19 protein-coding genes and 1 pseudogene are annotated in these 23,112 nt (G+C 58.5%); 13 read left to right on the forward strand and 7 right to left on the reverse strand.

Going from position 1 to position 23,112, the window contains the following annotated elements; translation table 11 throughout:
- The first annotated feature begins 3 nt into the window (after positions 1–3).
- The 10 genes from WA845_RS24125 to WA845_RS24170 all read left to right on the forward strand — a co-directional run bounded on the left by WA845_RS24125 (position 4) and on the right by WA845_RS24170 (position 8,458).
- A complete protein-coding gene (locus WA845_RS24125; RefSeq protein ID WP_337322761.1) occupies positions 4–813 on the forward strand; it encodes an ABC transporter permease in 810 nt (269 codons plus the stop codon).
- Positions 810–1,562, forward strand: coding sequence for an ATP-binding cassette domain-containing protein (locus WA845_RS24130; RefSeq protein ID WP_337322762.1), 753 nt, complete (start codon positions 810–812; stop codon positions 1,560–1,562). Before WA845_RS24125 ends, WA845_RS24130 begins: the two co-directional genes overlap by 4 nt.
- On the forward strand, positions 1,559–2,746 hold the full coding sequence (locus WA845_RS24135) for an NnrS family protein (RefSeq protein ID WP_337322763.1): 1,188 nt from the start codon (positions 1,559–1,561) through the stop codon (positions 2,744–2,746). Before WA845_RS24130 ends, WA845_RS24135 begins: the two co-directional genes overlap by 4 nt.
- A gap of 201 nt (positions 2,747–2,947) precedes the next feature.
- A complete protein-coding gene (napE, locus tag WA845_RS24140; RefSeq protein WP_022557563.1) occupies positions 2,948–3,133 on the forward strand; it encodes a periplasmic nitrate reductase, NapE protein in 186 nt (61 codons plus the stop codon).
- 7 nt (positions 3,134–3,140) lie between these two features.
- Positions 3,141–3,641, forward strand: coding sequence for a ferredoxin-type protein NapF (locus tag WA845_RS24145; RefSeq protein ID WP_035208404.1), 501 nt, complete (start codon positions 3,141–3,143; stop codon positions 3,639–3,641).
- A complete protein-coding gene (locus WA845_RS24150; RefSeq protein WP_080823552.1) occupies positions 3,634–3,921 on the forward strand; it encodes a chaperone NapD in 288 nt (95 codons plus the stop codon). Before WA845_RS24145 ends, WA845_RS24150 begins: the two co-directional genes overlap by 8 nt.
- Positions 3,896–6,400 carry a periplasmic nitrate reductase subunit alpha gene (gene napA, locus WA845_RS24155; RefSeq protein ID WP_337322764.1) on the forward strand — a complete coding sequence of 835 codons (2,505 nt, stop codon included), beginning with the start codon at positions 3,896–3,898 and terminating at the stop codon, positions 6,398–6,400. The genes WA845_RS24150 and napA overlap by 26 nt, the downstream gene beginning before the upstream one ends.
- Positions 6,370–6,861 (forward strand): nitrate reductase cytochrome c-type subunit, encoded by a 492-nt coding sequence (locus WA845_RS24160; protein WP_115063449.1) that lies wholly within the window; start codon positions 6,370–6,372, stop codon positions 6,859–6,861. The genes napA and WA845_RS24160 overlap by 31 nt, the downstream gene beginning before the upstream one ends.
- Positions 6,858–7,559, forward strand: coding sequence for a cytochrome c3 family protein (locus tag WA845_RS24165; RefSeq protein WP_115063362.1), 702 nt, complete (start codon positions 6,858–6,860; stop codon positions 7,557–7,559). The genes WA845_RS24160 and WA845_RS24165 overlap by 4 nt, the downstream gene beginning before the upstream one ends.
- A gap of 656 nt (positions 7,560–8,215) precedes the next feature.
- Positions 8,216–8,458, forward strand: a complete 243-nt coding sequence (locus WA845_RS24170; protein WP_337322765.1) for a hypothetical protein — start codon at positions 8,216–8,218, stop codon at positions 8,456–8,458.
- A 346-nt stretch (positions 8,459–8,804) separates the two neighbouring features.
- On the opposite strand, the gene WA845_RS24175 is transcribed toward WA845_RS24170, so the two are convergent.
- The 5 genes and pseudogenes from WA845_RS24175 to WA845_RS24195 form a co-directional block, all read right to left on the reverse strand.
- Positions 8,805–9,083: a hypothetical protein gene (locus WA845_RS24175; protein ID WP_337322766.1), complete on the reverse strand. Its 279-nt coding sequence runs from the start codon at positions 9,081–9,083 to the stop codon at positions 8,805–8,807.
- A 422-nt stretch (positions 9,084–9,505) separates the two neighbouring features.
- Entirely contained in the window at positions 9,506–9,919 is a 414-nt protein-coding gene (locus WA845_RS24180) for a hypothetical protein (protein ID WP_337322767.1), read from the reverse strand.
- Positions 9,920–10,010: 91 nt separating this feature from the next.
- Positions 10,011–10,787 carry an SOS response-associated peptidase gene (locus WA845_RS24185; RefSeq protein WP_337322768.1) on the reverse strand — a complete coding sequence of 259 codons (777 nt, stop codon included), beginning with the start codon at positions 10,785–10,787 and terminating at the stop codon, positions 10,011–10,013.
- Between the two features lie 293 nt (positions 10,788–11,080).
- The gene (locus tag WA845_RS24190) at positions 11,081–12,037 is read right to left on the reverse strand and encodes a DUF808 domain-containing protein (protein ID WP_337322769.1); all 957 of its coding nucleotides are present in this window, start codon (positions 12,035–12,037) and stop codon (positions 11,081–11,083) included.
- Positions 12,038–12,056: 19 nt separating this feature from the next.
- Positions 12,057–13,065 (reverse strand): annotated as a pseudogene (locus WA845_RS24195) (magnesium and cobalt transport protein CorA).
- 674 nt (positions 13,066–13,739) lie between these two features.
- Here WA845_RS24195 and WA845_RS24200 point away from each other — a divergent pair.
- Genes WA845_RS24200 through WA845_RS24210 form a run of 3 tightly spaced genes read left to right on the forward strand, consistent with a single transcriptional unit; the run spans position 13,740 to position 19,190 of the window.
- Positions 13,740–14,504: an ImuA family protein gene (locus tag WA845_RS24200; protein WP_337322770.1), complete on the forward strand. Its 765-nt coding sequence runs from the start codon at positions 13,740–13,742 to the stop codon at positions 14,502–14,504.
- Positions 14,425–15,936, forward strand: coding sequence for a Y-family DNA polymerase (locus WA845_RS24205; RefSeq protein WP_337322771.1), 1,512 nt, complete (start codon positions 14,425–14,427; stop codon positions 15,934–15,936). The genes WA845_RS24200 and WA845_RS24205 overlap by 80 nt, the downstream gene beginning before the upstream one ends.
- The gene (locus tag WA845_RS24210) at positions 15,933–19,190 is read left to right on the forward strand and encodes an error-prone DNA polymerase (RefSeq protein WP_337322772.1); all 3,258 of its coding nucleotides are present in this window, start codon (positions 15,933–15,935) and stop codon (positions 19,188–19,190) included. The genes WA845_RS24205 and WA845_RS24210 overlap by 4 nt, the downstream gene beginning before the upstream one ends.
- Before the next feature lie 369 nt (positions 19,191–19,559).
- Here the strand turns inward: WA845_RS24210 and WA845_RS24215 are convergent, their stop codons facing one another.
- A complete protein-coding gene (locus tag WA845_RS24215) occupies positions 19,560–19,970 on the reverse strand; it encodes a hypothetical protein (RefSeq protein WP_113382642.1) in 411 nt (136 codons plus the stop codon).
- Between the two features lie 282 nt (positions 19,971–20,252).
- On the reverse strand, positions 20,253–22,496 hold the full coding sequence (locus WA845_RS24220; RefSeq protein WP_337322773.1) for a methyl-accepting chemotaxis protein: 2,244 nt from the start codon (positions 22,494–22,496) through the stop codon (positions 20,253–20,255).
- Positions 22,497–23,112 lie beyond the last annotated feature (616 nt).

Genomic DNA, 23,112 nt, shown 5'->3' on the forward strand with positions numbered 1-23,112 from the left:
GGCATGAACCGCATTCTCGAAGGTCTTGGCTGGATGGGCCGCTATTTCTGGGCGGGCTGGGCCGGGCTTTCAGGTATTTTCTGTTTTCTCGCCGCCTGGCAGGCCGGGCATGAGGTTTATGGCTCCTTCATCCTGCCTTCGCCGGGTGAGACCTTTGTGGCGATCGGAGTGCTTGCGGCAAGGCCGGATTTCTTCGCCATCCTGTCGCAGAGCGCCGTCAGGGCCCTGACCGGCTTTGCCATCGCCGCCGGCATCGGCACGGTGGCGGGCGTGCTGGCGGGCTACTCCTTCGCGGCCATGCGGCTGATGAAGCCTGTCGTCACCGTTTTGCTCGGTGTGCCGCCCATTGGCTGGATCGTGCTGGCGCTCATCTGGTTCGGCTCGTCGGGGGGCACGGCTGTCATGACCGTCATCATCGCCTCAGCTCCCGTGTCCTTTGCCGGTGCGCTGGAAGGTGTCGCCAAGCGGGACCGTCAGTTGGAGGTGATGGCGCAGGCCTTCGGCGCTTCGTGGTTTTACCGGCTGCGCACCGTCACCATGCCGCATGTGCTCTCCTACCTCTTCCCGGCCTGGACGACGACGGCGGGAAGCGCGTGGAAAGTAACCGTCATGGCCGAGCTCCTTTCGAATTCCGGCGGCATTGGCGGCGAACTGGCCACCGCACGCGCGCTGTTCGACATTGCGCAGGTCAGCGCCTGGCTCGCCATCACGGTCGGCCTTGCACTGCTGACCGATTACGGCCTGCTGCATCTGCTGCGCGAGGCGCTGGAACGCTGGCGCGCCGCCGGGCTGCCATGGGGTGTCAAACGATGAGCGACCGTTCCATCCTGCGCTTCGACAATGTCGGCCACGCCTTTTTGGGCCGCAGCCTGTTCGAGAATTTCGATCTCGGCATAGCGCCGGGGGAAACCGTGGCGCTGCTTGGCCCCTCCGGCAGCGGCAAGACGACGATTTTGCAGATCGCGGCTGGTATCATCGATCCTGTTCGCGGCCGCGTGCACCGCCATTATCGCCGGCAGGGTCTGGTGTTTCAGGAGCCGAGGCTGCTCCCGTGGATGACGCTGGTCGACAATATTGCCTACGGCCTTGCGGCGGCCGGGATGCCGAAACGGGAGCGGCGCGAAAGGGCGGGCCTTTTTGCGCTGGAAGTGGGTCTGGAGGCGGCTGATTTCGGCAAATATCCGGTGGAACTCTCCGGCGGCATGCGCCAGCGCGCCGGCGTTGCGCGGGCGCTCGCCGTGGAGCCGGACATGCTGTTTCTTGACGAGCCCTTCAGCGCCGTCGATGTTGGCCTGCGCCGTCATTTGCAGGAGCTTCTGGTGGACGCCGCCCGGCGGCGCGGTTTTTCCACCCTTCTCGTCACCCATGATCTTCATGAGGCGTTGCTGGTTGCCGACCGGCTGATCGTGCTCTCCGGCGTCGATGGCCGCGTCATTGCCGCGCATAAGCCCGCGGGTTCGCCGGGCCGGCGCATGGCGCGGGCGGTTTTCGACGAAGCGGAACGCCTGTCCGAGAGCCCGGCCTTCGCCGAACTGTTTTCAGCAAAGGAGCGGGTGCGATGAGGCAGCCCCCCATCCTTTCTGAGGCCCTACGGCTGTTTTTCCCTCTGGCCGCCCTGCATGGCGCGGGCTGGCCCTTCCTGTGGGTCGTCATCGGTGGTTATGCCCTGCCTTTTGCCGATGCGGTGCCTGCATTGCAATGGCACGCCCATGAAATGATCTTCGGCACCTATGGCATGGCGCTTGCCGGTTTCCTCGGCTCGGCGGTGCCGGAATGGACGGATACGAAACCGGCGCAGGGACGAACGCTGCTTCATCTCGCCGGTCTCTGGCTGCCGGGCCGCCTTATCGGCTTTCTCGGGATGGAGGCATGGAGCCTGTTTGCGGGTTTTTTCGATCTCGCCTTTCTGCTCGCGCTCTCTGTTCTCATCGGCAGGGCGATGCTGGCGCGGCGCACGATGAAACACCTGGCATTCCTCGTCTGGCTTCTTCTGTTTGCGGTGGCTGAAGCGGGTGTGCGTTATGCCTGGTGGAGCGGCGATCCCGAACTTGCATCCCGCTTTCTGGAAGCGGCGCTGTGCATCTTCACCGTGCTGTTTTCACTCTCCGCCGCGCGTATTAATGTGGTCGTCATCAATCTGGCGCTCGATCCGGGCGGCGAGACCACGCCTTACCGGCCGCATCCCGGCCGCCAGCATATGGCGGGCGCCATGGTGACGCTTTACATGGCGGCGAAGCTTTTCTTTCCGCAAAGCGATGTCTGCGCCTGGCTTTCGCTTGCGGCCGGGGCCGCCTTTTTCGACCGGCTGGCCGAATGGTTCATCGGGCGTGCCGTCTTCAAGACCGAGGTGCTGTTGCTCGGTCTTGGCAACGCCTTTGCGGGCTCGGGTTTTCTGGAGCTCGGCGCAACAAGGCTCGGTTTTTCCGTCACGCCCGCCGCAGGGCTGCATCTGCTGTCGATCGGGGCGCTGGGATGCGCCATAATGGCCGTCTTCATCATTGCCGGGCTGCGGCATACGGGCCGCAACCTGACGCATCTGCCGTGGCAGGCGCATGTGGCCGCCCTTCTGATGGTGATGGCCGGGCTGGTCCGCCTCCTGCCGGAATTCGATTTTGCCGCAACATTGTCACCCTATCACCATGGCCTCAGCGCCGTTTTGTGGGCGGCGAGCTTCGGGGTCTGGTTGCAGGGCTTTCTGCCTTTCATGCGCGCGCCTGGCATCGATGAGGCGGGGGCATGCGGATGAGAGACACCTTGCCCCGCGGCGGCGACATCACTGTCCCGACCGGTTTGTTTATTTTTTTGGCAAAAGCACAAAGTGAAATCAGTGACTTAGGGGAGGGATATTGATGAATGTTAGCTTTGATAAATAATCAATAAAATCAAGTAGTTGAACATATCTTCTTTTTGGTCGATTATAACTCCAACCGAATAGGGAAACGCGAATATGCCTAAAATAGTCGCGCCTCAACACGCAGATGAAAAGCCAGGTCGGACGAGGGAACTTGTCACCTTCGCCGTTCTGGCATTCGGAATCTGGCCCATTCTGGCGGTCGGATTTGTCGGAGCCTATGGCTTTATCGTCTGGATGTTCCAGATCATTTACGGCCCGCCGGGGCCGCCCGGCCATTGAGGGCGAGATGATGATGGAAGTCTCTCTCAGCCGGCGCGATTTCCTGCGCGGCGGGCAAAAAAATAGACCACGCATCTGTCCCCCCGGGGTCGCGTTGAGCGACCTCGCCGCGTGCAGCGGTTGCGCAAAATGCGTCGAGGCCTGTCCTACCGGCATCATCGCCATGGCGGACGGTTTGCCTTGCGTGGATTTCTCCGCCGGGGAATGCACCTTTTGCGGCAAATGTGCTGAGGCCTGTCCCGAGCCGGTCTTTGCTGCCCCCACGGCACAGCGCTTCGGTCACGTCATGGCGATCGGTGAGGGGTGTCTCGCCTTCGGCAATATCGATTGCCAGGCCTGCCGCGATGCCTGCCCGACCGAGGCCATCCGGTTTCGGCCACGCCGTGGCGGCCCCTTCGTTCCGGAACTGCTGGAAGATGCCTGCACCGGTTGCGGGGCCTGCGTGTCCGTCTGTCCCGCCAGTGTGATCGAGATCAAAGATAGAGCCACGGAGATGCAATATGCTTGAAAATACAGGCCGGTATCATGTTTCAAGCGCCGTGGTGGCGGTGATGCCGCAGATGCGGGACGCCGTGCTGGCAACGCTTTCGACGCTCGACAATGTCGAGGTTCATGGCGAGGGCAACGGCAAGATCGTCATCGTCATAGACGGCACGAGCACCGGCATGCTGGGCGATACGCTCACTTATATTTCGACGCTCGACGGTGTGATTGCCGCCAACATGGTTTTCGAACACGTCGACACAGAGGAGACAAGCGGCGATGAGCAGCGAACTGACGCGGCGTGATCTATTGAAGGCCCATGCCGCCGGCATTGCGGCGGCAACGGCGGGCATTGCGCTGCCGGCCGCCGCCCAGCCGGTGCCAGGCGGGGTTTCCGCATTGCAGATCAAGTGGTCCAAGGCGCCCTGTCGTTTCTGCGGCACGGGCTGCGGCGTAATGGTCGGCGTCAAGGAAGGCAAGGTCGTCGCCACCCATGGCGACATGCAGGCGGAGGTCAATCGCGGCCTCAACTGCATCAAGGGCTATTTCCTGTCCAAGATCATGTATGGCAAGGACCGGCTGCAAACTCCGCTTCTGCGCAAGAGAAACGGCGTCTACGCCAAGGATGGCGAGTTCGAGCCTGTGAGCTGGGACGAGGCCTTCGACGTCATGGCCACGCAGTGCAAGCGGGTGTTGAAGGAGAAGGGACCGACGGCCGTCGGCATGTTCGGCTCCGGCCAATGGACGATCTTCGAAGGTTACGCCGCAACCAAGCTGATGCGTGCCGGCTTCCGCTCCAACAATCTCGATCCTAATGCCCGTCACTGCATGGCGTCTGCTGCCTATGCCTTCATGCGCACCTTCGGCATGGACGAGCCGATGGGCTGTTACGATGATTTCGAACATGCCGATGCCTTCGTGCTCTGGGGTTCGAACATGGCGGAGATGCATCCCATCCTGTGGACGCGCATTGCCGACCGGCGTCTGGGCTTCGACCATGTGAAGGTGGCAGTGCTTTCGACCTTCACCCATCGCAGCATGGACCTTGCCGATATTCCGATGGTCTTCAAGCCGGGCACGGATCTCGTCATCCTCAATTACATCGCCAACCACATCATCAAGACCGGACGCGTCAACGAAGACTTCGTGAGGAACCACACGAAATTCGTGCGCGGTGTCACCGATATCGGTTATGGCCTGCGGCCCGACAATCCGGTTGAGGTGAATGCCGCCAATTCCGCCGATCCAACCAAGACCGAAGCGATCGATTTCGAGACTTTCAAGGAATTCGTCTCCGAATACACGCTGGAAAAGACCGCAGCCATGACCGGCGTTGAAGCCGGTTTTCTGGAGGAGCTGGCCGAGCTTTATGCCGACCCGAAACGCAAGGTCATGTCGCTGTGGACCATGGGTTTCAACCAGCATGTTCGCGGCGTCTGGGCCAACCAGATGGTCTATAACATCCATCTTTTGACGGGTAAGATTTCCGAGCCGGGTAATAGCCCGTTCTCGCTCACCGGCCAGCCCTCGGCCTGCGGCACGGCGCGTGAGGTGGGCACCTTCGCCCACCGCCTGCCTGCCGACATGACGGTGACGAACCCCGAGCACCGCAAACATGCCGAAGAAATCTGGCGCATCCCGCACGGCATCATCCCGGAAAAGCCGGGTTACCACGCCGTGCAGCAGGACCGCATGCTGCGTGACGGCAAGCTGAATTTCTACTGGGTGCAGGTCAATAACAACGTACAGGCAGGTCCCAATACCAAGAACGAGACCTATCAGGGCTATCGCAACCCGGAAAACTTCATCGTCGTTTCGGATGCCTATCCGACCATCACGGCTATGAGTGCCGATCTCATCCTGCCCGCCGCCATGTGGGTGGAAAAGGAGGGAGCCTATGGCAATGCCGAGCGGCGCACCCATGTCTGGCATCAGCTTGTCGAGGCCTCGGGTGAGGCGCGTTCCGACCTCTGGCAGCTGGTGGAATTCTCCAAGCGCTTCACCACGGATGAGGTGTGGCCGGCGGAGATACTGGACGCCAATCCCGCCTATCGCGGAAAGACGCTGTACGAGGTGCTCTTCAAGGACAGCGATGTCGGCAAGTTCCCGCTGAGCGAGATCAACGCTGAATACGAAAACCAGGAAGCAAAACACTTCGGCTTCTATCTCCAGAAGGGTCTCTTTGAGGAATATGCCGCCTTCGGGCGGGGCCACGGCCATGATCTGGCGCCCTATGATGCCTATCACGAGGTGCGCGGCATGCGCTGGCCGGTGGTGGACGGCAAGGAAACGCTGTGGCGTTACCGAGAGGGTTACGACCCTTATGTAAAGCCGGGCGAGGGCGTGAAATTCTACGGCAACAAGGACGGCAAGGCGGTCATCATTGCCGTGCCTTACGAACCGCCGGCGGAATCCCCGGATGCGGAATTCGATACCTGGCTGGTGACGGGCCGCGTGCTGGAGCATTGGCATTCCGGTTCCATGACCATGCGTGTGCCGGAACTCTACAAGGCTTTCCCGGGCGCCCGCTGTTTCATGAATGCCGACGATGCGCGAAAGCGCGGCCTCAATCAGGGCGCGGAAATCCGCATCGTGTCGCGCCGTGGCGAAATACGCTCCCGCGTGGAAACGCGCGGCCGCAACCGCATGCCGCCAGGCGTCATCTTCGTTCCCTGGTTCGATGCCAGCCAGCTCATCAACAAGGTCACGCTCGACGCAACCGATCCCATCTCCAAGCAGACGGATTTCAAGAAATGCGCAGTCAAGATAGAGCCGGTCGCATGATCAGGAAACACGGATGGATGATCGCCGCTTTCGTCGTTGCGACGGTGGCGACGGGGGCCGTTGCCCAGATGGTGCCGGAATTGTCCGGTCCGCGCGGTGACGCCATGCAGACCGAACCCGCCAAACCCCTGCCGAAATGGGTGATCGACGATTTTAGACGCATGCGCGCTTACCCGGAGCAGCCGCCGGTCATCCCGCATTCGATCGACGGTTACCAGCTTTCGGTCAATGCCAACCGCTGTCTTTCCTGTCACAAACGCGAGTTCACGCAGGATTCCGGCGCGCCGATGATCAGCGTCACCCACTATATGACGCGCGAAGGTCAGATGCTGGCGGATGTTTCACCGCGCCGTTATTTCTGCACCGCCTGCCATGTGCCGCAGGCCGACACACGGCCACTCGTGCCCAACACGTTTGAGGACATGAGCGAGATGGGCGTCAAACCGGCGGGTAGCGAATGATGATTACCCGTGTGAAAAAACTTCTCGCCTGGTTATGGGTGGTTCTGACGACGCCGGCGGGCACGCTCAGCCTCGCCTTCCTGACGCTAGGCGGCTTTGTCGGTGGCGTGATGTTCTGGGGCGCCTTTAACACCGCGCTTGAAATGACCAACAAGGAAGCCTTCTGCATTTCCTGCCACGAGATGCGTGCCAATGTTTATGAGGAGCTGACTCGAACGGTGCATTTCTCCAACCGCTCCGGCGTGCGCGCCTCCTGTCCCGATTGCCACGTGCCGCATGAATGGACCGACAAGATCGCCCGCAAAATGCAGGCCTCCAAGGAGGTCTGGGGCAAGATTTTTGGCACAATTGACACCCGCAAGAAGTTTCTAGACAAGCGGCTGGAACTTGCCCAGCACGAATGGTCGCGCCTCAAGGCCAATGACAGTCTGGAATGCCGCAACTGCCACTCCTCCGTCGCCATGGACTTTACCAAACAGACACAGCGCGCCGCCGATATCCATTCCAAATATCTGCTGACGGGCAAGGCCACCTGCATCGACTGCCACAAGGGCATCGCCCATGAACTGCCGAACATGGAAGGCATCGACCCAGGTTGGAAAATGCCGCCGGCCCTCAACGATGAACCAGGACAGACGGCATCTGCGATCGATGATCTGCGGCGGGCGATGAGCGATGTCCACCGGAACGTATTCTAGGAAAACCCTTGGTTCCAAAGAGAGCCTTCGATCGCCGCGCCGTCTGTGAGGGCGTCGAAGTCTATGAGGCAGCCGGGTCGTGCGGTCATCCGTGATCTGTTCGAACAAGACAACGGCGACGATCGTTAAAACCGAAATCCTCCGCCAGGAGGGAAGCTGCGCGAACTATGGCCCGGGACCCATGCTTATCTGCTCGAGGTCGGGTGCAATCGTCTTGAAAAAATAGCCGTCTTTCAGGAGGACGGTAGCGGCACTCGGCTCACCATCAGGCGATATATCCATAAATGTGATATTCAGCTCATGCGCAGGCGAGACCAGTTCGTTTTACCGGATTTCTCACAAGCAAAATCGACGGCAGTAACAACCGTTTGTCAGAGCATCGCTGATGAACATGGTTCTTCGCATGAAATCCTGGTAACGCGGCTTTGCGTCGGCGTGGGTATTTGCTGGACAAGCACATGCGGTTCGCGAATTTTCGAGGGAACGGCAATCCATGAATTTCCAACGGGTCTCCGCCAAGATTTGTCTGACGGAGCCCGGGTTAGCCGCACTTCGGAATTTTGCCGTGGTGTTAACCATACATAGAATCGCCACTCCAAGGTCTCTTCGGTTATGTTAACAGTTGGTGAAAATCGCGATCGGGTTGGACCAACGACGTGAGCTTTGTGCTGGAGAAACACTGGGATCGGCTCCTTAAGGAGATTGCAGCGTGTGAAGTGGCGGTTCGAGAAATCGAAACCGACCTTCGACTTCGTGCTATGTCGAACGACGCCAGCGACAGGGAGTTGGCTCTCTTGCGGCGGCTGAAACATGAAAAGGCCGATTTGCTTTATCGTTGCCAAAACCTCCGAGAAGCCTTCATCGCGTTGCTGGATAAAAGCTGTATCGCGGCTGAATAGGTTCCAAGGTCGGAGTTGCGGGCTGACTTTGGACTTACTTTTATCGATTTTGTCAGGCGTTCGTCGTCCCGGCTTTGGAGACGTGGCCCGAAGCTCGCACTGGGTCATCCCTGCCAAGCTCTCCGGCTGACCCTGGGCGGCCTGCAGTTTCCAAATCGGCAACCATGCCGGTGCGATGCGGCAATGGGCCGAGGCTGGCAGCGTCTGCCCTAGAACGTCAAAATGCCGTCCGTTTTCGCGAACCGGGCCAAATCGAACGACTGCGGTAAACTCTATGACCGACGATAGCGCGGAACTTCGCAAATAGCCGACGCGCTTTTCGGTCCACCCGGAACGTCGTCCGCTATCACTGACAGTCGCTCGACAATCGATCGTTGTCGGAATGACGCTCAATGCCTGGGCGAGGACGAGCAGTGAATTCCCGCAAAGCGACGCCTCGCAATGTCGCGAGTAACTCTACATCGATCCTGGAGTCGTGATCGGCGCCCGGAAAATCCCGGATGATCTCGCCTATCGTTTTTTCAACAAGCCGGCTCTGCATCCGCTCGTCAGCGGTAAACCGCGCGGCCCAGCGAAAAAGGAGGCGTCGAAGTGGACATTCCTGGAAATTGGATGGTTTGGGCATGCAGCCGTCCTCCACACGATATAGGCGGGAGCACGTAGTAACCCTCAGCTGCCACCGCCTATGTATTCGGTTGGTGGCAATGCAAAAAGTGTAACACGTCTTGTGCAGGAGTCGAGCGATTAGATTTCAAGGGTACGGAGGTGCAGCCCGGTAGCAGGCCGTCGCTGGCGGTCTGATGGCTTTTGAAGGCATAACCTGCTTGCGATGTGAGCAAAAAGAAACCCTCCAGAGCGGAGGGTTCGAAGGTTTGCAACCATGACAGGCTGCAAGCGCATGGACGGGGGAAAGACCATCCGCCTACCCAACCGTTGCTGTGATTATTTGTTCCGAAATTCGATCCTCAATTGAGGTTATTGCTGCGCTTGCAGCCGGCATGCTTGCACCACTGGTTCTCATGAATGCCCTCGCCGGCCTTACTGCTCTCATTGATGGGCGTCTCCGATTATATCGACTGGCCCTCCCGATGTTTCGATCAGCGGCCAGCGGACCTTCCTCTTCCATTCAGTCAAGGCATCGACGGGTGAGGTGCAGAATACCCACTCAATGAAAGCATCGGATATGTTGGGATGATCATAGAGGAGGGCGGCGATGCCTTTCCGGTCGCTGAACAATATCTCTATCCTCGCTCCCGTCGGAATGTCGTCATCATCTGCCCAGAGTTCCATGGCGGCATATCCGGAATAGGCAGTCAGGTCGGATTCCCGGTCGACTTCGGCGACCAGCCGTTGGTCGAGATTATCGTGAGTGGTTTTCCGCACGCCGAAGAATTGACCGTCCTCCAGAAATCTCTTGGGATAGACACCATGATTTTCGAGAACGTAAGGGCGGATATGCATCTTCCTTCTCCTCTCTCCGAACAGTTCGGCGGGTTTAGTCTCCTCATCGACAAGGCTGTGGCCCGGACAGTGGTGAGGTAATGGCCGCCGATTATAAAAGGCGTCCTTGCTCCTCCACCGGTTCTCCACTTTGCGAAACGATCGTTGATCCGTATGGTTCGCGTGACGAAATGATCAGCGCGCCATTCGGTAGCGGGCGGGCGAGCTCCTTTGCCTCATTCCACGGAGCCCGCATCCAGACTTCGGTTTCTTCCCTCGTCAGCAGCAGGACCGGCATGGCTTTTTCATGGATTGGCTTGACGAGGTCATTCGGATCGGTCGTCAGGAAACCGTATAGGTCGTCGGTCGTGAGCCCGTCCCTGACTTTGCGGACGCTCTTCCATTGCGGCACGTGGATGCCCGCAAAGAACATCAGCGATTTCGCATCATCGCGGGCAAACCAGGCATTTGGCACATTGCCGCCCTCCTGTTTGCTCATCGGATCCGGTTCGGCAAAGCTTGTGACCGGAACAAGGCACCTGTGCTCGACGCCGAACCATCGCGTCCAGTGAGGCAGGTTGAGCTTGCGGACATTCGTCACGCCACGGTCCGGTTCCATGCGGATGAGTTCATCCATATCGACGGCCTGACCTTTGGCCCTCAGTTTATCCGCCCTTGCTTCCGCAGCCTTCTTCTGCACGAAGATTGGTGAGGGCAGGCCCCATCGTGCATGAACCAGCTGCTTCTTGCCGTCCGCCGTGTTTCGAACGATCGGCCCCATCTGGTCTGGGTTCATCTGATAGGCCGGCATCAGGTTGATCAGGCTTTCGGCGTCCTGGGCCCACTTTGAGACCCAGTCCCTGTCTTCCATCCGATAAAGGTTGCACATGCTGGCAGTTCCCCTTGGTCCGGATGCAATGTGTTCACCGCATCACGTGCGCTTCACTAGTGGAGCATATAAACGCGGGTATTGTCCTGCCGTTCCCCCATACCTGGTAGGAGCCCGTCGCACTTTGTCGTAAGCCGTCCACAAGCGCGGCCACTGTGGCGCCGGACATAACCCAATGCGCAAGGCCCTTGCGCCTCCGTCAAGTCTGGCAAGGTCGGTCCATCCAGAACGACCATAGCAGCGACACGTGCGTAATCCACCGCACCTGGTTCTATGAAACCAGCGACGGCACGCTAGCTGGTCCTGGTGTCGCCAGGAATGAGTTGCTTCCAGATAGACAGGAGAAGGATTACAATTGCGCCTGTCGCAATGCCGATGATTGCCTGGGCCAAAGAGATGGCCAGCCACTTGGTGATTTGCGGAAGAACCGCCACTGTGTGTTCGATATTAGATGCAAACGTTTCAATCAGATGCTCTGGTTGATGCAATCCAAGCCCCGCCAGACTGTGCACGATGATGCTTCCACCTACCCACAGCATTGCCGCAGTCCCGACGATAGCCAATGTCTTCAAAAGCACGGGCACGCCTTTCACGAGGCCCGCTCCGACTTTGCTTGCTAAAGGGCTTCCTGCCTTTGCCAGGTGCAGTCCCACATCATCTGCTTTGACGATGATGGCCACGACACCATATACTGCAGCGGTGATCAGGATGCCGACGGTTGCCAGCACCGCAGCTTGCGAATAGATGCTCAATGTCGAAACCCCGGCAAGCGTAAGCGCCATGATCTCGGCTGAGAGGATAAAGTCGGTCCGGATCGCGCCGGAAACTTTGCGGTTTTCGAGATCCGCCGCGTCGAGCGCCGCGTTCTGAGCCTGATCGTGCTTCGTGACGTGAGGAAAGAAGGCCTCGTGAAGCTTCTCCGCGCCTTCAAATGACAGATAAATTCCGCCGATCATGAGCAGGGGGGTAATGAGCCATGGAGCAAAATATCCAAGCACAAGACAGATCGGCAGGAGAAAGATCAGCTTGTTTTTCAGCGATCCGAGCGCAATCTTTCCGATAATCGGAAGCTCACGTGCAGGAGCCAGGCCGATAACATAGGTCGGAGTAACGGCAGTATCGTCGATCACAACGCCCGCCGCCTTCACGCTGGCTTTCGCTGTCTGCGTTGCGATGTCGTCCAACGAGGCAGCTGCCGCCTTCGCGATGGCTGCAACGTCGTCAAGCAATGCGATCAGTCCAGTGGCCAAATCCAACTCCTTTACGGTTTCAGTGCGATGCGATTTTAGGCTGTGCGCTCGATAGTCTTGAGAGACGGGAGCCACCCTGTTTTTTGAAACTTGAATACAGGATAGCGCAAAGTGTAAGAATGACAGCGATTACGACATAATGCCATATTCCGATTTCAGCTCCGGCATATGCTCAAAATTCATTCCATAAATGCCAGCTATCGCCGTAGGCACGGCGAGAATCGCGGCCCAGGCAGCAAGCTGCCGGGTGATTGTTCCCTGACGCTGCTGTTCCAGAAGGTTTGAGGCTTCGAACACGGAGGTGATGATTTCTCGCAGACCTGACATCATGAACTCGACGCGCCGAACGTGGTCGAGCACATCCCGGAAATAGGCCTTGGCATTGTCGTCGATACAGGGCAGTTCGAGGTTTGTCAGCTTGCCCACGACCTCGGCCATCGGGCCGAGGATGCGCTGAAACCGGATGACCTGTCGGCGCATGCGAAAAAGCCGTCTGATCTGCTCGCGTTCGAGAAAGGAGATCAGCATATGCTTTTCCATCTCGAGCACCTTGTCCTCCAGAGCCTCGACCATCGGAAGATAGCCGTCTACCACGAAGTCGATGATACCGTGCAGGACATAGTCGGGCCCGTGATCCAGGAGTTGTGGAGACTGTTCGAGCTGTTCCCGTAACTCCCTGTGTGAGCGTGCCGAACCATGACGAACGGAGATCACATGATGCCTGCCGACAAAAATACAGGTCTCGCCATAGGCAATCTTGTCTCCTTCGAGATGGGCGGTCTTGATGATGACGAACAGCTGGTCGCCATAGACTTCGACTTTGGGCACCTGTTTGCCATTGAGGGCATCTTCTACCGCCAAAGGATGCAGATCGAACATCGACTTGAGGCATGCCATTTCATCGGGTGTCGGGTCGGCAATGCCGATCCAGGCAAATTCGCCGTCGGTCTCTTGGAACGGGTCGCCCGTCAAGGGGAGTTTCTCAGTGCGTCGCCGAGCCGATAGATGTAAGAGGCTATAACTGTTATGAAGGTCGCTCTCTAATGGCAATGGCTTGCGATGTGGCACCCAGCTACAGCCGTGGCAAGAGGGTGACCCAAAGTCTAAATGCCAGGACTGTGTCCATAGGGCGTAATCAGCCACTTTGCTACTGCATCGAAGCAGGGAAACGCTGCTGCAAATCTGAAGTTCGTTAAAGGGAAACCGGCTTCAAACTGATCTCGATGCGGAACAGGCACTTTAACGAGACGTTTCGACAGCGATGGAGTACGGCCAATGTCAGCTTCGTTCAGTCCCCTAAACGACGTGAGACGGGTCGCGCCCCGCAAGGTCTTCCGGTTCGAGATCCGCAGGATCGCGTTTCGTTGCCCGCAGAACCCGTTGAAAAAGAGAAATCCGGGGACATCGCGCTGTACCGAACGCCAATGCAATCGCCGCAACGTGCACTTTTCGCACTGGCGATACCCATGTCCGTCGCCGCCACAATACCGCATGGGGTCGACAATAGGCACATGCCAAAAAAATTCTTTGCTTCCTACGTGCTTGAATCTTTTTCGAATCTTCGACCTTGCTAATATTGGGATAATATTCCTCAACTTTGTAGTGCTTGACTCTTTTGCACTATAGGAACAAACAATGAACAGATAGCCCGTACGACATGACGTCGATCCTTTGAACACGACCTTGAAGGGAGCCGTGAACGATGACTGCTGCCCGCCCCAAGGGGGTAACAGATCTGATCTGTGACTTGCGTGACCGCATCGCCTCGATGGAGGGCGCAGCCGCGAAGCGGCCCGGAACGCTCGCCTTCGGTGTCCCCAAGATCGATGCGGCCTTGCCTGGCGGCGGGCTTGCCTATGGAGCCCTGCATGAGTTTGCGGGCGGAGGATCCGGTACGGTCGATGGCGCAGCAGCAGCGCTTTTTGTGGCGGGCATTGCCGCGCGAACTAAAGGCCCGGTCATCTGGTGTCTGACGCGACCGGATCTGTTTTTTCCGGCGCTTGCTCAGGTAGGCCTCCATCCTGACCGCGTTATTTTTGTCGAGTCCGACAGGGAAGAGGATGTTCTGGCCAATATGGAGGAGGGACTGTCGTTCGGCGGTCTCGGGGCGGTCGTCGGCGAACTTGTCCGCCTGCCGATGGTCAGTTCCCGCCGATTGCAGCTAGCCGCCGAACGAACCGGGACGATGGCTCTTGCCGTCCGGCGATGGCGACGGCAGACCGAGGCGAATGATTTTGGCCAGCCGACGGCGTCAACAACCAGATGGCGGGTCAGTGTGATGCCATCGGAAGAGCTGCCGGTACCGGGGGTGGGCAGGCCTCAATGGTTTCTTGAATTGATGCGCGTGAAAGCGGGTGAGTGTGCTGAGTTTCTCGTGAGGGCGTGTGATGACAAGGGTCGTCTCGATCTATCTTCCGGATCTGCCGACGGATCGTATTCGGCGGGCGGATCCCTCCATTTCGCCTGAACAGCCAATTGCCGTGATCGCAAGAAGCGGGTCGAAGCGATGGGTTTCGGCTGCCGACCTGACTGCCAGGGCGGCAGGCGTGCATGTCGGCATGCCGGCGGCAAAGGCGCAGTCGCTGTTTCATGGCCTGATGATGGTCGACGCCGATATCGAAGCCGATCGGGTAGCTCTCGAACGCATCACACTGTGGGCACTAACCATCTATTCGCCGATCGTCGCGATTGACGGGATCGACGGCATCGTGATGGACACCGAAGGCGCCGACCACCTGCAGGGCGGTGAGCTGCCAATGGTGACAAAGATCGCCAACCGGTTTCTTGGCAGGAAGCTGACTGCCCGCGTGGCGGTCGCCGACAGCTGGGGTGCAGCCCATGCCTGCGCCCGCGCCATCAACCGCGAGACGATCGTCATTCCGCCGGGTGAGACAGTGCGGGCCGTTGAAAAGCTGCCGATATCGCTCCTGCGTCTGCCGGCAAAGATTGTCAGCGATCTCCGCATTCTCGGATTTCAGACGATCGGGGAGCTTGCCAATACCCCGCGCGCGCCGCTGACGTTGCGCTTTGGACCGGAAGTTGGGCGCCGTCTCGATCAGATGCTCTGTCGCATCGCCGAGCCTATCGAGCCGATCCGCACGCCTGAGCTGGTCGAGGTTTCGAAAGCCTTCGCTGAACCGATTGGCGCTGCCGAAACGATCAACAAATATGTCGGCCGCCTCGTCGTCCAACTGGTCGATGAGCTTCAGAAGCGCGGCCTTGGGGTGCGCCGCGCCGACCTGATCGTCGAGAAGGTCGACGGCACCAGACAAGCCATTCGCGCAGGCACTGCCAAACCTGCCCGCGACGTTGCCTGGCTGACGAAACTGTTTCGGGACCGGACGGAAAAGATCGAGCCGGGTTTCGGGATCGAGAGGCTCACCCTTGTCGCCGTCATGGTAGAGCCATTGGAGGAGGCGCAGAAAGTCTCTGCTCTGGTCGAGGATGACATCACCGATGTGACACCGCTCATCGATATCTATGGAAATCGGGGCCAGCGGGTCTATCGCGTCGCGCCGGTTGCATCCGATGTGCCGGAACGTTCCGTCCGGCGCATCAGTCCCGTTGCTGAACCGATCCCTGTTGCCTGGGTGAGCCATTGGCGCCGTCCAGTCCGGCTTTTGCCACGACCCGAACTGATCGAGGCGATTGCGCTGATGCCGGACCGGCCGCCTGTTTCCATCGTCTGGCGCGGCAAGCGCCGTAAGGTCAAACGCGCCGACGGCCCGGAACGCATCTTCGGGGAGTGGTGGCAGCGCGACGCCGAAATGGACGCGGTGCGGGACTACTTTGTCATTGAGGACGAGGCAGGCGAGCGCCTGTGGGTGTTCCGCTCCGGCGACGGAGTGGATCCCGAGACCGGGTCCCATCGCTGGTTCTGCCACGGGATCTTCGCATGAGCTACGCCGAGCTCCAGGTCACGACCCACTTTTCCTTTCTGCGCGGCGCCTCCTCTGCACAGGAATTGTTCGAGACGGCGAAACAGCTGGGCATCGAAGCACTCGGCGTCGTCGATCGCAATTCGCTGGCCGGGATCGTCCGCGCCCTGGAAGCATCTCGCGCCACCGGTTTGCGCCTGGTCGTCGGCTGTCGGCTCGATCTCGCGGATGGGATGTCTGTGTTGGTCTATCCCATGGACCGATCCGCCTATTCGCGCCTGACGCGCCTCATCACGCTGGGCAAATCGCGCGGCGGCAAGAACAACTGCATCCTGCACTGGGACGATATCGTCGCTTACTCCGAGGGGATGATCGGCATTCTGGTGCCGGATCTGCCGGATGATCTTTGCGCGATCCAGCTTCGAAAAATGGCTGAGGTGTTTGGTGATCGCGCTTACGTCTCTCTCTGTCTGCGTCGGCGACCGAACGACCAGTTGCGGCTGCATGAGATTTCCAACATGGCGGCTCGGTTCAAGGTCAGAACCGTCGTCACCAATGATGTGCTGTTTCATGAGCCGGGCCGGCGGCAATTGCAGGACATCGTTACCTGTATCCGGCACAACACCACGATCGACGATGTCGGTTTCGAGCGCGAACGCCACGCCGACTGCTACCTCAAGCCACCGGAGGAAATGGCACGCCTGTTTCCGCGCTACGCGCAAGCACTCGCGCGAACCCTGGAAATCGTGCATCGCTGCAAGTTCTCGCTTGAGGAGCTGACCTACCAGTACCCGGAGGAAGCCATCGTTCCGGGCAAGGATGCTCAAGGATCGCTCGAGCATTATGTCTGGGAATGTGCGCCGGACCGGTACCCGGAAGGTCTGCCGCCGGATGTGTTGAAGACCGTACGCCACGAGCTCGATCTCATCCGCACCATGAAATACGCGCCGTACTTCCTGACGGTGTTTTCGATCGTGCGCTTTGCCAGAAGCCAAGGCATTCTCTGTCAGGGCAGGGGGTCCGCCGCCAACAGTGCTGTCTGCTATATCCTTGGCATCACCTCGATCGATCCCTCGACCAATGATCTCCTTTTCGAGCGCTTCGTCAGTCAGGAACGCGACGAGCCGCCGGATATCGATGTCGACTTCGAGCACGAACGGCGCGAGGAGGTCATCCAGTGGATCTACAAGACCTACACCAAGGATAAGGCGGCCCTCTGCGCCACCGTTACGCGGTACCGCGCCAAGGGCGCGATCCGCGATGTCGGCAAGGCGCTTGGCTTGCCGGAGGATGTCATCAAGGCGCTATCGTCAGGCATGTGGTCGTGGTCGGAAGAAGTACCCGACAGAAACATCCGTGAGCTCAATCTCAACCCCGACGACCGGCGCTTAGCGCTCACCCTGAAACTCGCGCAGCAGCTGATGGGTGCTCCGCGGCATCTGGGGCAGCACCCCGGCGGTTTTGTTCTTACCCATGACCGGCTGGACGATCTCGTGCCGATCGAGCCGGCGACGATGAAAGACCGGCAGATCATCGAATGGGACAAGGACGATGTCGAGGCACTGAAGTTCATGAAGGTGGACGTGTTGGCGCTCGGGATGCTCACCTGCATGGCCAAGGCCTTCGATCTGATCCGCGAACACAAGGGCGAGAATCTCGATCTGTCGAAGATCGAGCAGGAAGATGCCGCGACCTATGCAATGATCCGCAAGGCTGACACGCTCGGCACCTTCCAGATCGAAAGCCGTGCGCAGATGGCGATGCTGCCGCGGTTAAAACCGCGCACCTTCTACGATCTCGTCGTGCAGGTGGCGATCGTGCGGCCGGGGCCAATCCAGGGTGACATGGTGCATCCCTATCTCCGTCGTCGCGAAGGCAAGGAGCCTGTCGAATATCCCACACCAGAGCTTGAAGCAGTCCTCGGCAAGACGCTCGGTGTGCCGCTGTTTCAAGAGTCAGCGATGCGCGTCGCCATGGTCTGTGCCGGCTTTACCGGTGGTGAGGCCGACCAGCTGCGCAAATCCATGGCGACCTTCAAATTCACCGGCGGCGTCTCGCGCTTCAAGGACAAGCTGGTGTCAGGCATGGTCAAGAACGGATATTCGGCCGAGTTCGCCGAAAAGACCTTTTCGCAGTTGGAAGGCTTTGGCTCATACGGCTTTCCGGAAAGTCATGCGGCTTCCTTTGCGTTGATTGCCTACGCTTCGAACTACATCAAGTGCCATTACCCCGACGTCTTTTGTGCAGCCCTTCTCAACAGCCAGCCCATGGGATTTTATGCTCCGGCCCAGATCGTCGGGGACGCGATCAAGCATGGCGTCGAGGTGCGGCCGGTCTGCGTCAACCGCTCGCGATGGGACTGCACGCTGGAAAGGATTGGAGGCAGCGATCGTCATGCTGTGCGCCTCGGGTTTCGGCAGGTGAAAGGGCTGGCTGTCGCGGACGCCGCACGGATCGTTGCAGCGCGCATGAACAACCCGTTCGCCTCAGTCGATGACATGTGGCGCCGGTCCAGCGTGCCGACCGAAGCGCTTGTCCAACTCGCGGAGGCCGACGCCTTTCTGCCATCGTTGAAACTCGAAAGACGCGATGCGCTTTGGGCGATCAAGGCGCTGCGCGACGAGCCCTTACCGTTGTTTGCAGCCGCAGCCGAACGCGAGGCGACGGCGATTGCCGAGCAGCAGGAGCCAGAGGTGGTGCTTCGGCAAATGACGGACGGCCATAACGTCATCGAGGACTACAGCCACATCGGGCTGACTTTGCGCCAGCATCCTGTCGCCTTTCTCCGCGAGGACCTGTCGGCACGCAATATCATTTCCTGTGCCGAGGCGATGAATGCCCGTGATGGGCGGTGGGTTTATACCGCTGGCCTCGTGCTGGTGCGGCAGAAGCCGGGATCGGCCAAGGGTGTGATGTTCATCACCATCGAGGACGAGACCGGACCGGCCAACATCGTTGTCTGGCCCACCCTGTTCGAGAAACGCAGGCGCATCGTGCTGGGATCTTCGATGATGGCGATCAACGGACGGATTCAGCGGGAAGGGGAGGTCGTCCATCTCGTCGCCCAGCAACTCTTCGATCTCTCAGGCGATCTGGTTGGCCTTGCCGATCGAGATACGGAGTTCAGGCTGCCGGCTGGTCGCGGCGATGAGTTTGCCCACGGAGGCAGCGGGCCGGATTCACGCGATCGGCCGAAGCCGGTCGTCCCAAGGGACATGTTCGTGCCTGATCTCCATATCGAAACGCTCAAGGTGAAGAGCCGGAATTTTCAATGAATTATTGCCGCGCGAAAATTTCCTGCAAACAAACCCGGCTATCGGCTGCGGCGTTTGTGCCTGAAAACCTGCTTGTAAGCTCGACGCCTGCGATGCCAACGCCGCCCATGGACACCTGTAAACGATCCTGGCGCAAAGCGATGGCGGCCTCCGTACGGGCTCCAAGACTCTGCGGACGGAGCCTGTTGATCCTTGTCTTTCGTCTGTTATCGAAGGCGCAGCAACTCTCCTGTTGCGATGACAAGCACTTAAATTGCTACTGCGGCCAGCTGCGTGGCGATGAAAGGCGTCCTTCATCCACCTACGCCAGCCGTTAAACTTCAGGCCAGGGCCTAAAGACAATTCCGGTCGCTGCCCTCCTGGGAATCTCTAAGCCGCAGCGACATTGACCCGGACATATCCCCGATCCTTGGCACTCAGCCAAGAAAGGTCGGATTTACCGGCCTGACGGAGATGCTCGGCGGCCCTCAAGACAAGTGGGTGATCCAAATCACTTTTCTTCAGCCGGCAGCTACGCTCACCCCTTGCCCAACCGATCAACTCTGCCTTGGTCGGCTCATCGATGTAGGCACGCGCCGTCAACATCATCACCCCATCTGAAAATACATATATGTCGTACTCGTAATGGTAGGCATAGAACCCACCTTCGTCCGGCTCAGAAGCGTCAATGTGACGGGAGACCTCCACCTTGAATGGCCATGGGAACGCATTGCGCCGGAAGAAAGACACCCGCCACAAGGCGACCCTGACCCGATAGAAGAGTTTTTCGAATATGAACAAATCAGCGCACCAGCAAGCCTGCCCTCCAGACGGGCGTTAATGGAAATGGTCCGGCCGGAAGGCGTGTCAGTGATAAGTCAAATCGAAGCCAGAGAGTCCAGGCCAATCTTATTCCGCAAGCGCGCCAGGTCGTCCCGCTTCGTTCGGGATCCTGTGTGCAACGATTTGCTATGACATGACGTGCCGGTCATCTACCGGGAAAGCCCATTTAGAGATTGCCGATGATCTCAATAACGTCCCGGCCTCCGACGGCAGAGGAGATCATGTGACGCTGAGGGTTTCCTAGAACTCGTCCCAGGTGTTATTCGCAAGTGCAGCACTGCCGTAACTAGTAGAGACCACTGCGGTGTTCCGCGACCGCCTCGTCAGCGGCCCGGAGCCAGATGCTGCTGCCATGGCAGAGGCCATGTGATGAAGTCCCGCCGTCTCCTGCGACGCAGCAGTGCTACCTCGACGCAACTGGAATTGACTGATCAACTCACGCAAACGGGCAGCTTCTGCGGCAAGGGTTGCGCCAGCAGCGTTGGCCTCCTCCACCATGGCTGCATTTTGCTGGGTTACCTGGTCCATCTGATTGACAGCAGTATTGACTTCGGACAGGCCGACCGATTGTTCGCGGGAGGACGTGGCAATGGAGTCCATGTGCTGATTGATCGTGACAATATAATCCTCGATCGTTTTGAGAACCTCGCCGGTTTCGCTGACAAGCCTGACCCCGTTATCGACCTCATGAGTGGACTTGCTGATCAGGCTTTTGATTTCTTTCGCTGCATTGGCGGAACGCTGTGCAAGTTCACGAACTTCCTGGGCGACCACTGCAAAGCCTTTTCCCGCTTCACCTGCGCGCGCGGCTTCAACGCCTGCGTTGAGCGCGAGCAGATTGGTCTGAAACGCGATATCATCAATGACGCCAATGATGTTGGAAATCTGGCCTGAGGATTGTTCTATCCGCTCCATTGCCTCAACAGCATTGGCCACCACGGTCCCCGACTGGCGGGCACTGTCGTTTGCCTGAATTGCGATATTTCGTGCTTCTTCTGCGCGCTTGTAGGAATTGGTGACATTCACCGTAATCTGGTCAAGGGCGGCCGCAGTCTCCTCGAGAGACGCCGCTTGTTGCTCGGTGCGCCTCGACAAGTCGTCGGCACTCTGGCTGATCTCACGCGAGCCGCTGTCAATAGACGCTGCGGCTTGCGAAACTGATCCGAGTGTCTCTTGCAACTGTTCGACAGCTGCATTGAAGTCTGCTCGCAAGCTCTCGAAATCCGGTGCGAAGCTGTGCTCAAGAGTGACCGTCAAATCGCCTGAGGCGAGACGCTTAAGCCCTGCAGCAAGCCCATTTGTGGCCTCTGCCATCGCCTCTGCACGGACACGTTCCTGCTCAGCAATTTGGCGCCGTTGCTCCTCGGTCATTTGCCGCTGTTCATCCGCCTGATTTTCGAGTTCCCTTGTCTTCAAGGCGTTGTCCTTGAAGACCCGAACGGCGCGCGCCATCGCACCGGTCTCGTCAGAGCGATCCTCACCGTCTATATCCGTCGAGAGATCACCGGATGCGAGCCTGGTCATCGTACCCGTCAGCCGGCCGATTGCATTGCCAAGAGATTTAGCGAACAGGAAAAAGGCAGTAAGAGCTAATAGTGAGGTCAGGAGAGTGACAGCGATCATGGTCCAGAGCGATGAACGGGCTTCCGCCAAGAGCTTAGTCGCATCAGTACCGATCTCGAAGACGCCTATTTTATCGCCGGCAAAGGACGTGAACGGAACCGCTTTGATCAGCATATCGCGGTTATCAAGCACAGTTTGTTCAAAAACAGACGCGCCATCAAATGCTGACTGAAGTATATCGTCCGACAGGAAGGGCTTGCCTCCATCCGTCGAGGACTGATTAACCAGTTTTCCGTCCTGGACGACATTCACGGAGATCTCAGCGCCAATGCGCTCTGCGATAGGTGTAAAATAGGCGTTGGACAGTTCAGTGCCGATGTCCACCACCCCGACGACCTTTCCGTCGGCCAAAACAGGCGCGACGGCATAAACGCCAATTCCGGTTCGGCCCGGTTCTATTCCTGCCGCCACTTTTCCCGTTGTGACCGCCGCGCCGACTGTCTTGCGGCGAGCCAGATAGTTATCGCCAAATTTCTCAGGCGCGTGCACGCGTGCGATTACATTTCCGTTTGCATCCGCGACGGTAAAATTCTGCAATCCGCCGTGTTGTGCCACGGCCTTGACGTTTGACGAGAATTTATCGAGAATTTTCTGGCGATCGTTATTCTGGATGTAGCCGGCAATATCCGGTTCACCTGCAAGCGTCAGTGCCAGAGCCGATGCGGAGCGCTGTATGGCAGCCATATCTGTCTGAATGACATGGAGGTCGCTTTCTGCCTTGCTGTGAAGAGCTCGCGAATTCATCTCGTTTTGACGATACCATGCCAATCCGCCGATTGCCGCACTCGCAAAAAGCACGGACGCAAAGCCATAAGCTGTTATTCTGATCCAGATCGGTTTTTTTACGGTGATGACGGACACTTGAATTTCCCCAGGCATGATTGCTTCCCCGCGCCGATCGTTATTTAGTAAAACCTAAAATTTGATGAAAATTATTTGTGAATACATCAGTATTCGTAATCCGTTGACTGCGGCCCAAGGTTCGAACTTTACTCGCCCCGGAGATGTCCGCGGTTCTTTTTCGGACAGCGGGAGCACTGCGACATCGACAAGATCGGCTATCATGAAGGGCGGAATGTCGCAGCTGAAGGTGGACGCAAGCGAGAGAGAGCTAGCTTCGACTCCAGTATGCTGATGATTTCATGCCTGCTGTCGTTGCTCTGGAACGCAAAAGGCTCTCCATTTTTTCAGGTCTGCGGGGCTCGAGGCGATCCGGAATTCCGGAATCCTGTGATGAGCACTGCGCCCAGGAACAGCGTCATATCAAGGCATTTTTTCAGGCGCGTTGCTGAGCTGAGAACTCGGGAAATACAGTGCAGCGCTGGTCCCAACGGCGTCAGTCAAAAGGTATCGTTTTATGGGGCACGCGCAACGCCCTGGGTGGGGGAAATCCGCAAGGTCAGCCCAACGCAAAACGGCGGGATTCGACAACGGGACCAGGCACGCCAAAGCCGCCCCCTTCCGGCGCAACGACGAG

The sequence above is a fragment of the Agrobacterium sp. CMT1 genome, from assembly GCF_037203725.1.
GTDB classification, from domain to species: Bacteria; Pseudomonadota; Alphaproteobacteria; order Rhizobiales; family Rhizobiaceae; genus Agrobacterium; species Agrobacterium pusense.

Coding starts and splice junctions, on each gene's coding strand:
- WA845_RS24165 (WP_115063362.1), top strand. CDS start 6,858: ATGATGATTACCCGTGTGAAAAAACTTCTCGCCTGGTTATGGGTGGTT.
- WA845_RS24180 (WP_337322767.1), bottom strand. CDS start 9,919: ATGCATATCCGCCCTTACGTTCTCGAAAATCATGGTGTCTATCCCAAG.
- WA845_RS24205 (WP_337322771.1), top strand. CDS start 14,425: ATGACAAGGGTCGTCTCGATCTATCTTCCGGATCTGCCGACGGATCGT.
- WA845_RS24175 (WP_337322766.1), bottom strand. CDS start 9,083: ATGCCCAAACCATCCAATTTCCAGGAATGTCCACTTCGACGCCTCCTT.
- WA845_RS24210 (WP_337322772.1), top strand. CDS start 15,933: ATGAGCTACGCCGAGCTCCAGGTCACGACCCACTTTTCCTTTCTGCGC.
- napA (WP_337322764.1), top strand. CDS start 3,896: ATGAGCAGCGAACTGACGCGGCGTGATCTATTGAAGGCCCATGCCGCC.
- napE (WP_022557563.1), top strand. CDS start 2,948: ATGCCTAAAATAGTCGCGCCTCAACACGCAGATGAAAAGCCAGGTCGG.
- WA845_RS24150 (WP_080823552.1), top strand. CDS start 3,634: ATGCTTGAAAATACAGGCCGGTATCATGTTTCAAGCGCCGTGGTGGCG.
- WA845_RS24125 (WP_337322761.1), top strand. CDS start 4: ATGAACCGCATTCTCGAAGGTCTTGGCTGGATGGGCCGCTATTTCTGG.
- WA845_RS24200 (WP_337322770.1), top strand. CDS start 13,740: ATGACTGCTGCCCGCCCCAAGGGGGTAACAGATCTGATCTGTGACTTG.
- WA845_RS24185 (WP_337322768.1), bottom strand. CDS start 10,787: ATGTGCAACCTTTATCGGATGGAAGACAGGGACTGGGTCTCAAAGTGG.
- WA845_RS24145 (WP_035208404.1), top strand. CDS start 3,141: ATGATGATGGAAGTCTCTCTCAGCCGGCGCGATTTCCTGCGCGGCGGG.
- WA845_RS24135 (WP_337322763.1), top strand. CDS start 1,559: ATGAGGCAGCCCCCCATCCTTTCTGAGGCCCTACGGCTGTTTTTCCCT.
- WA845_RS24130 (WP_337322762.1), top strand. CDS start 810: ATGAGCGACCGTTCCATCCTGCGCTTCGACAATGTCGGCCACGCCTTT.
- WA845_RS24160 (WP_115063449.1), top strand. CDS start 6,370: ATGCGCAGTCAAGATAGAGCCGGTCGCATGATCAGGAAACACGGATGG.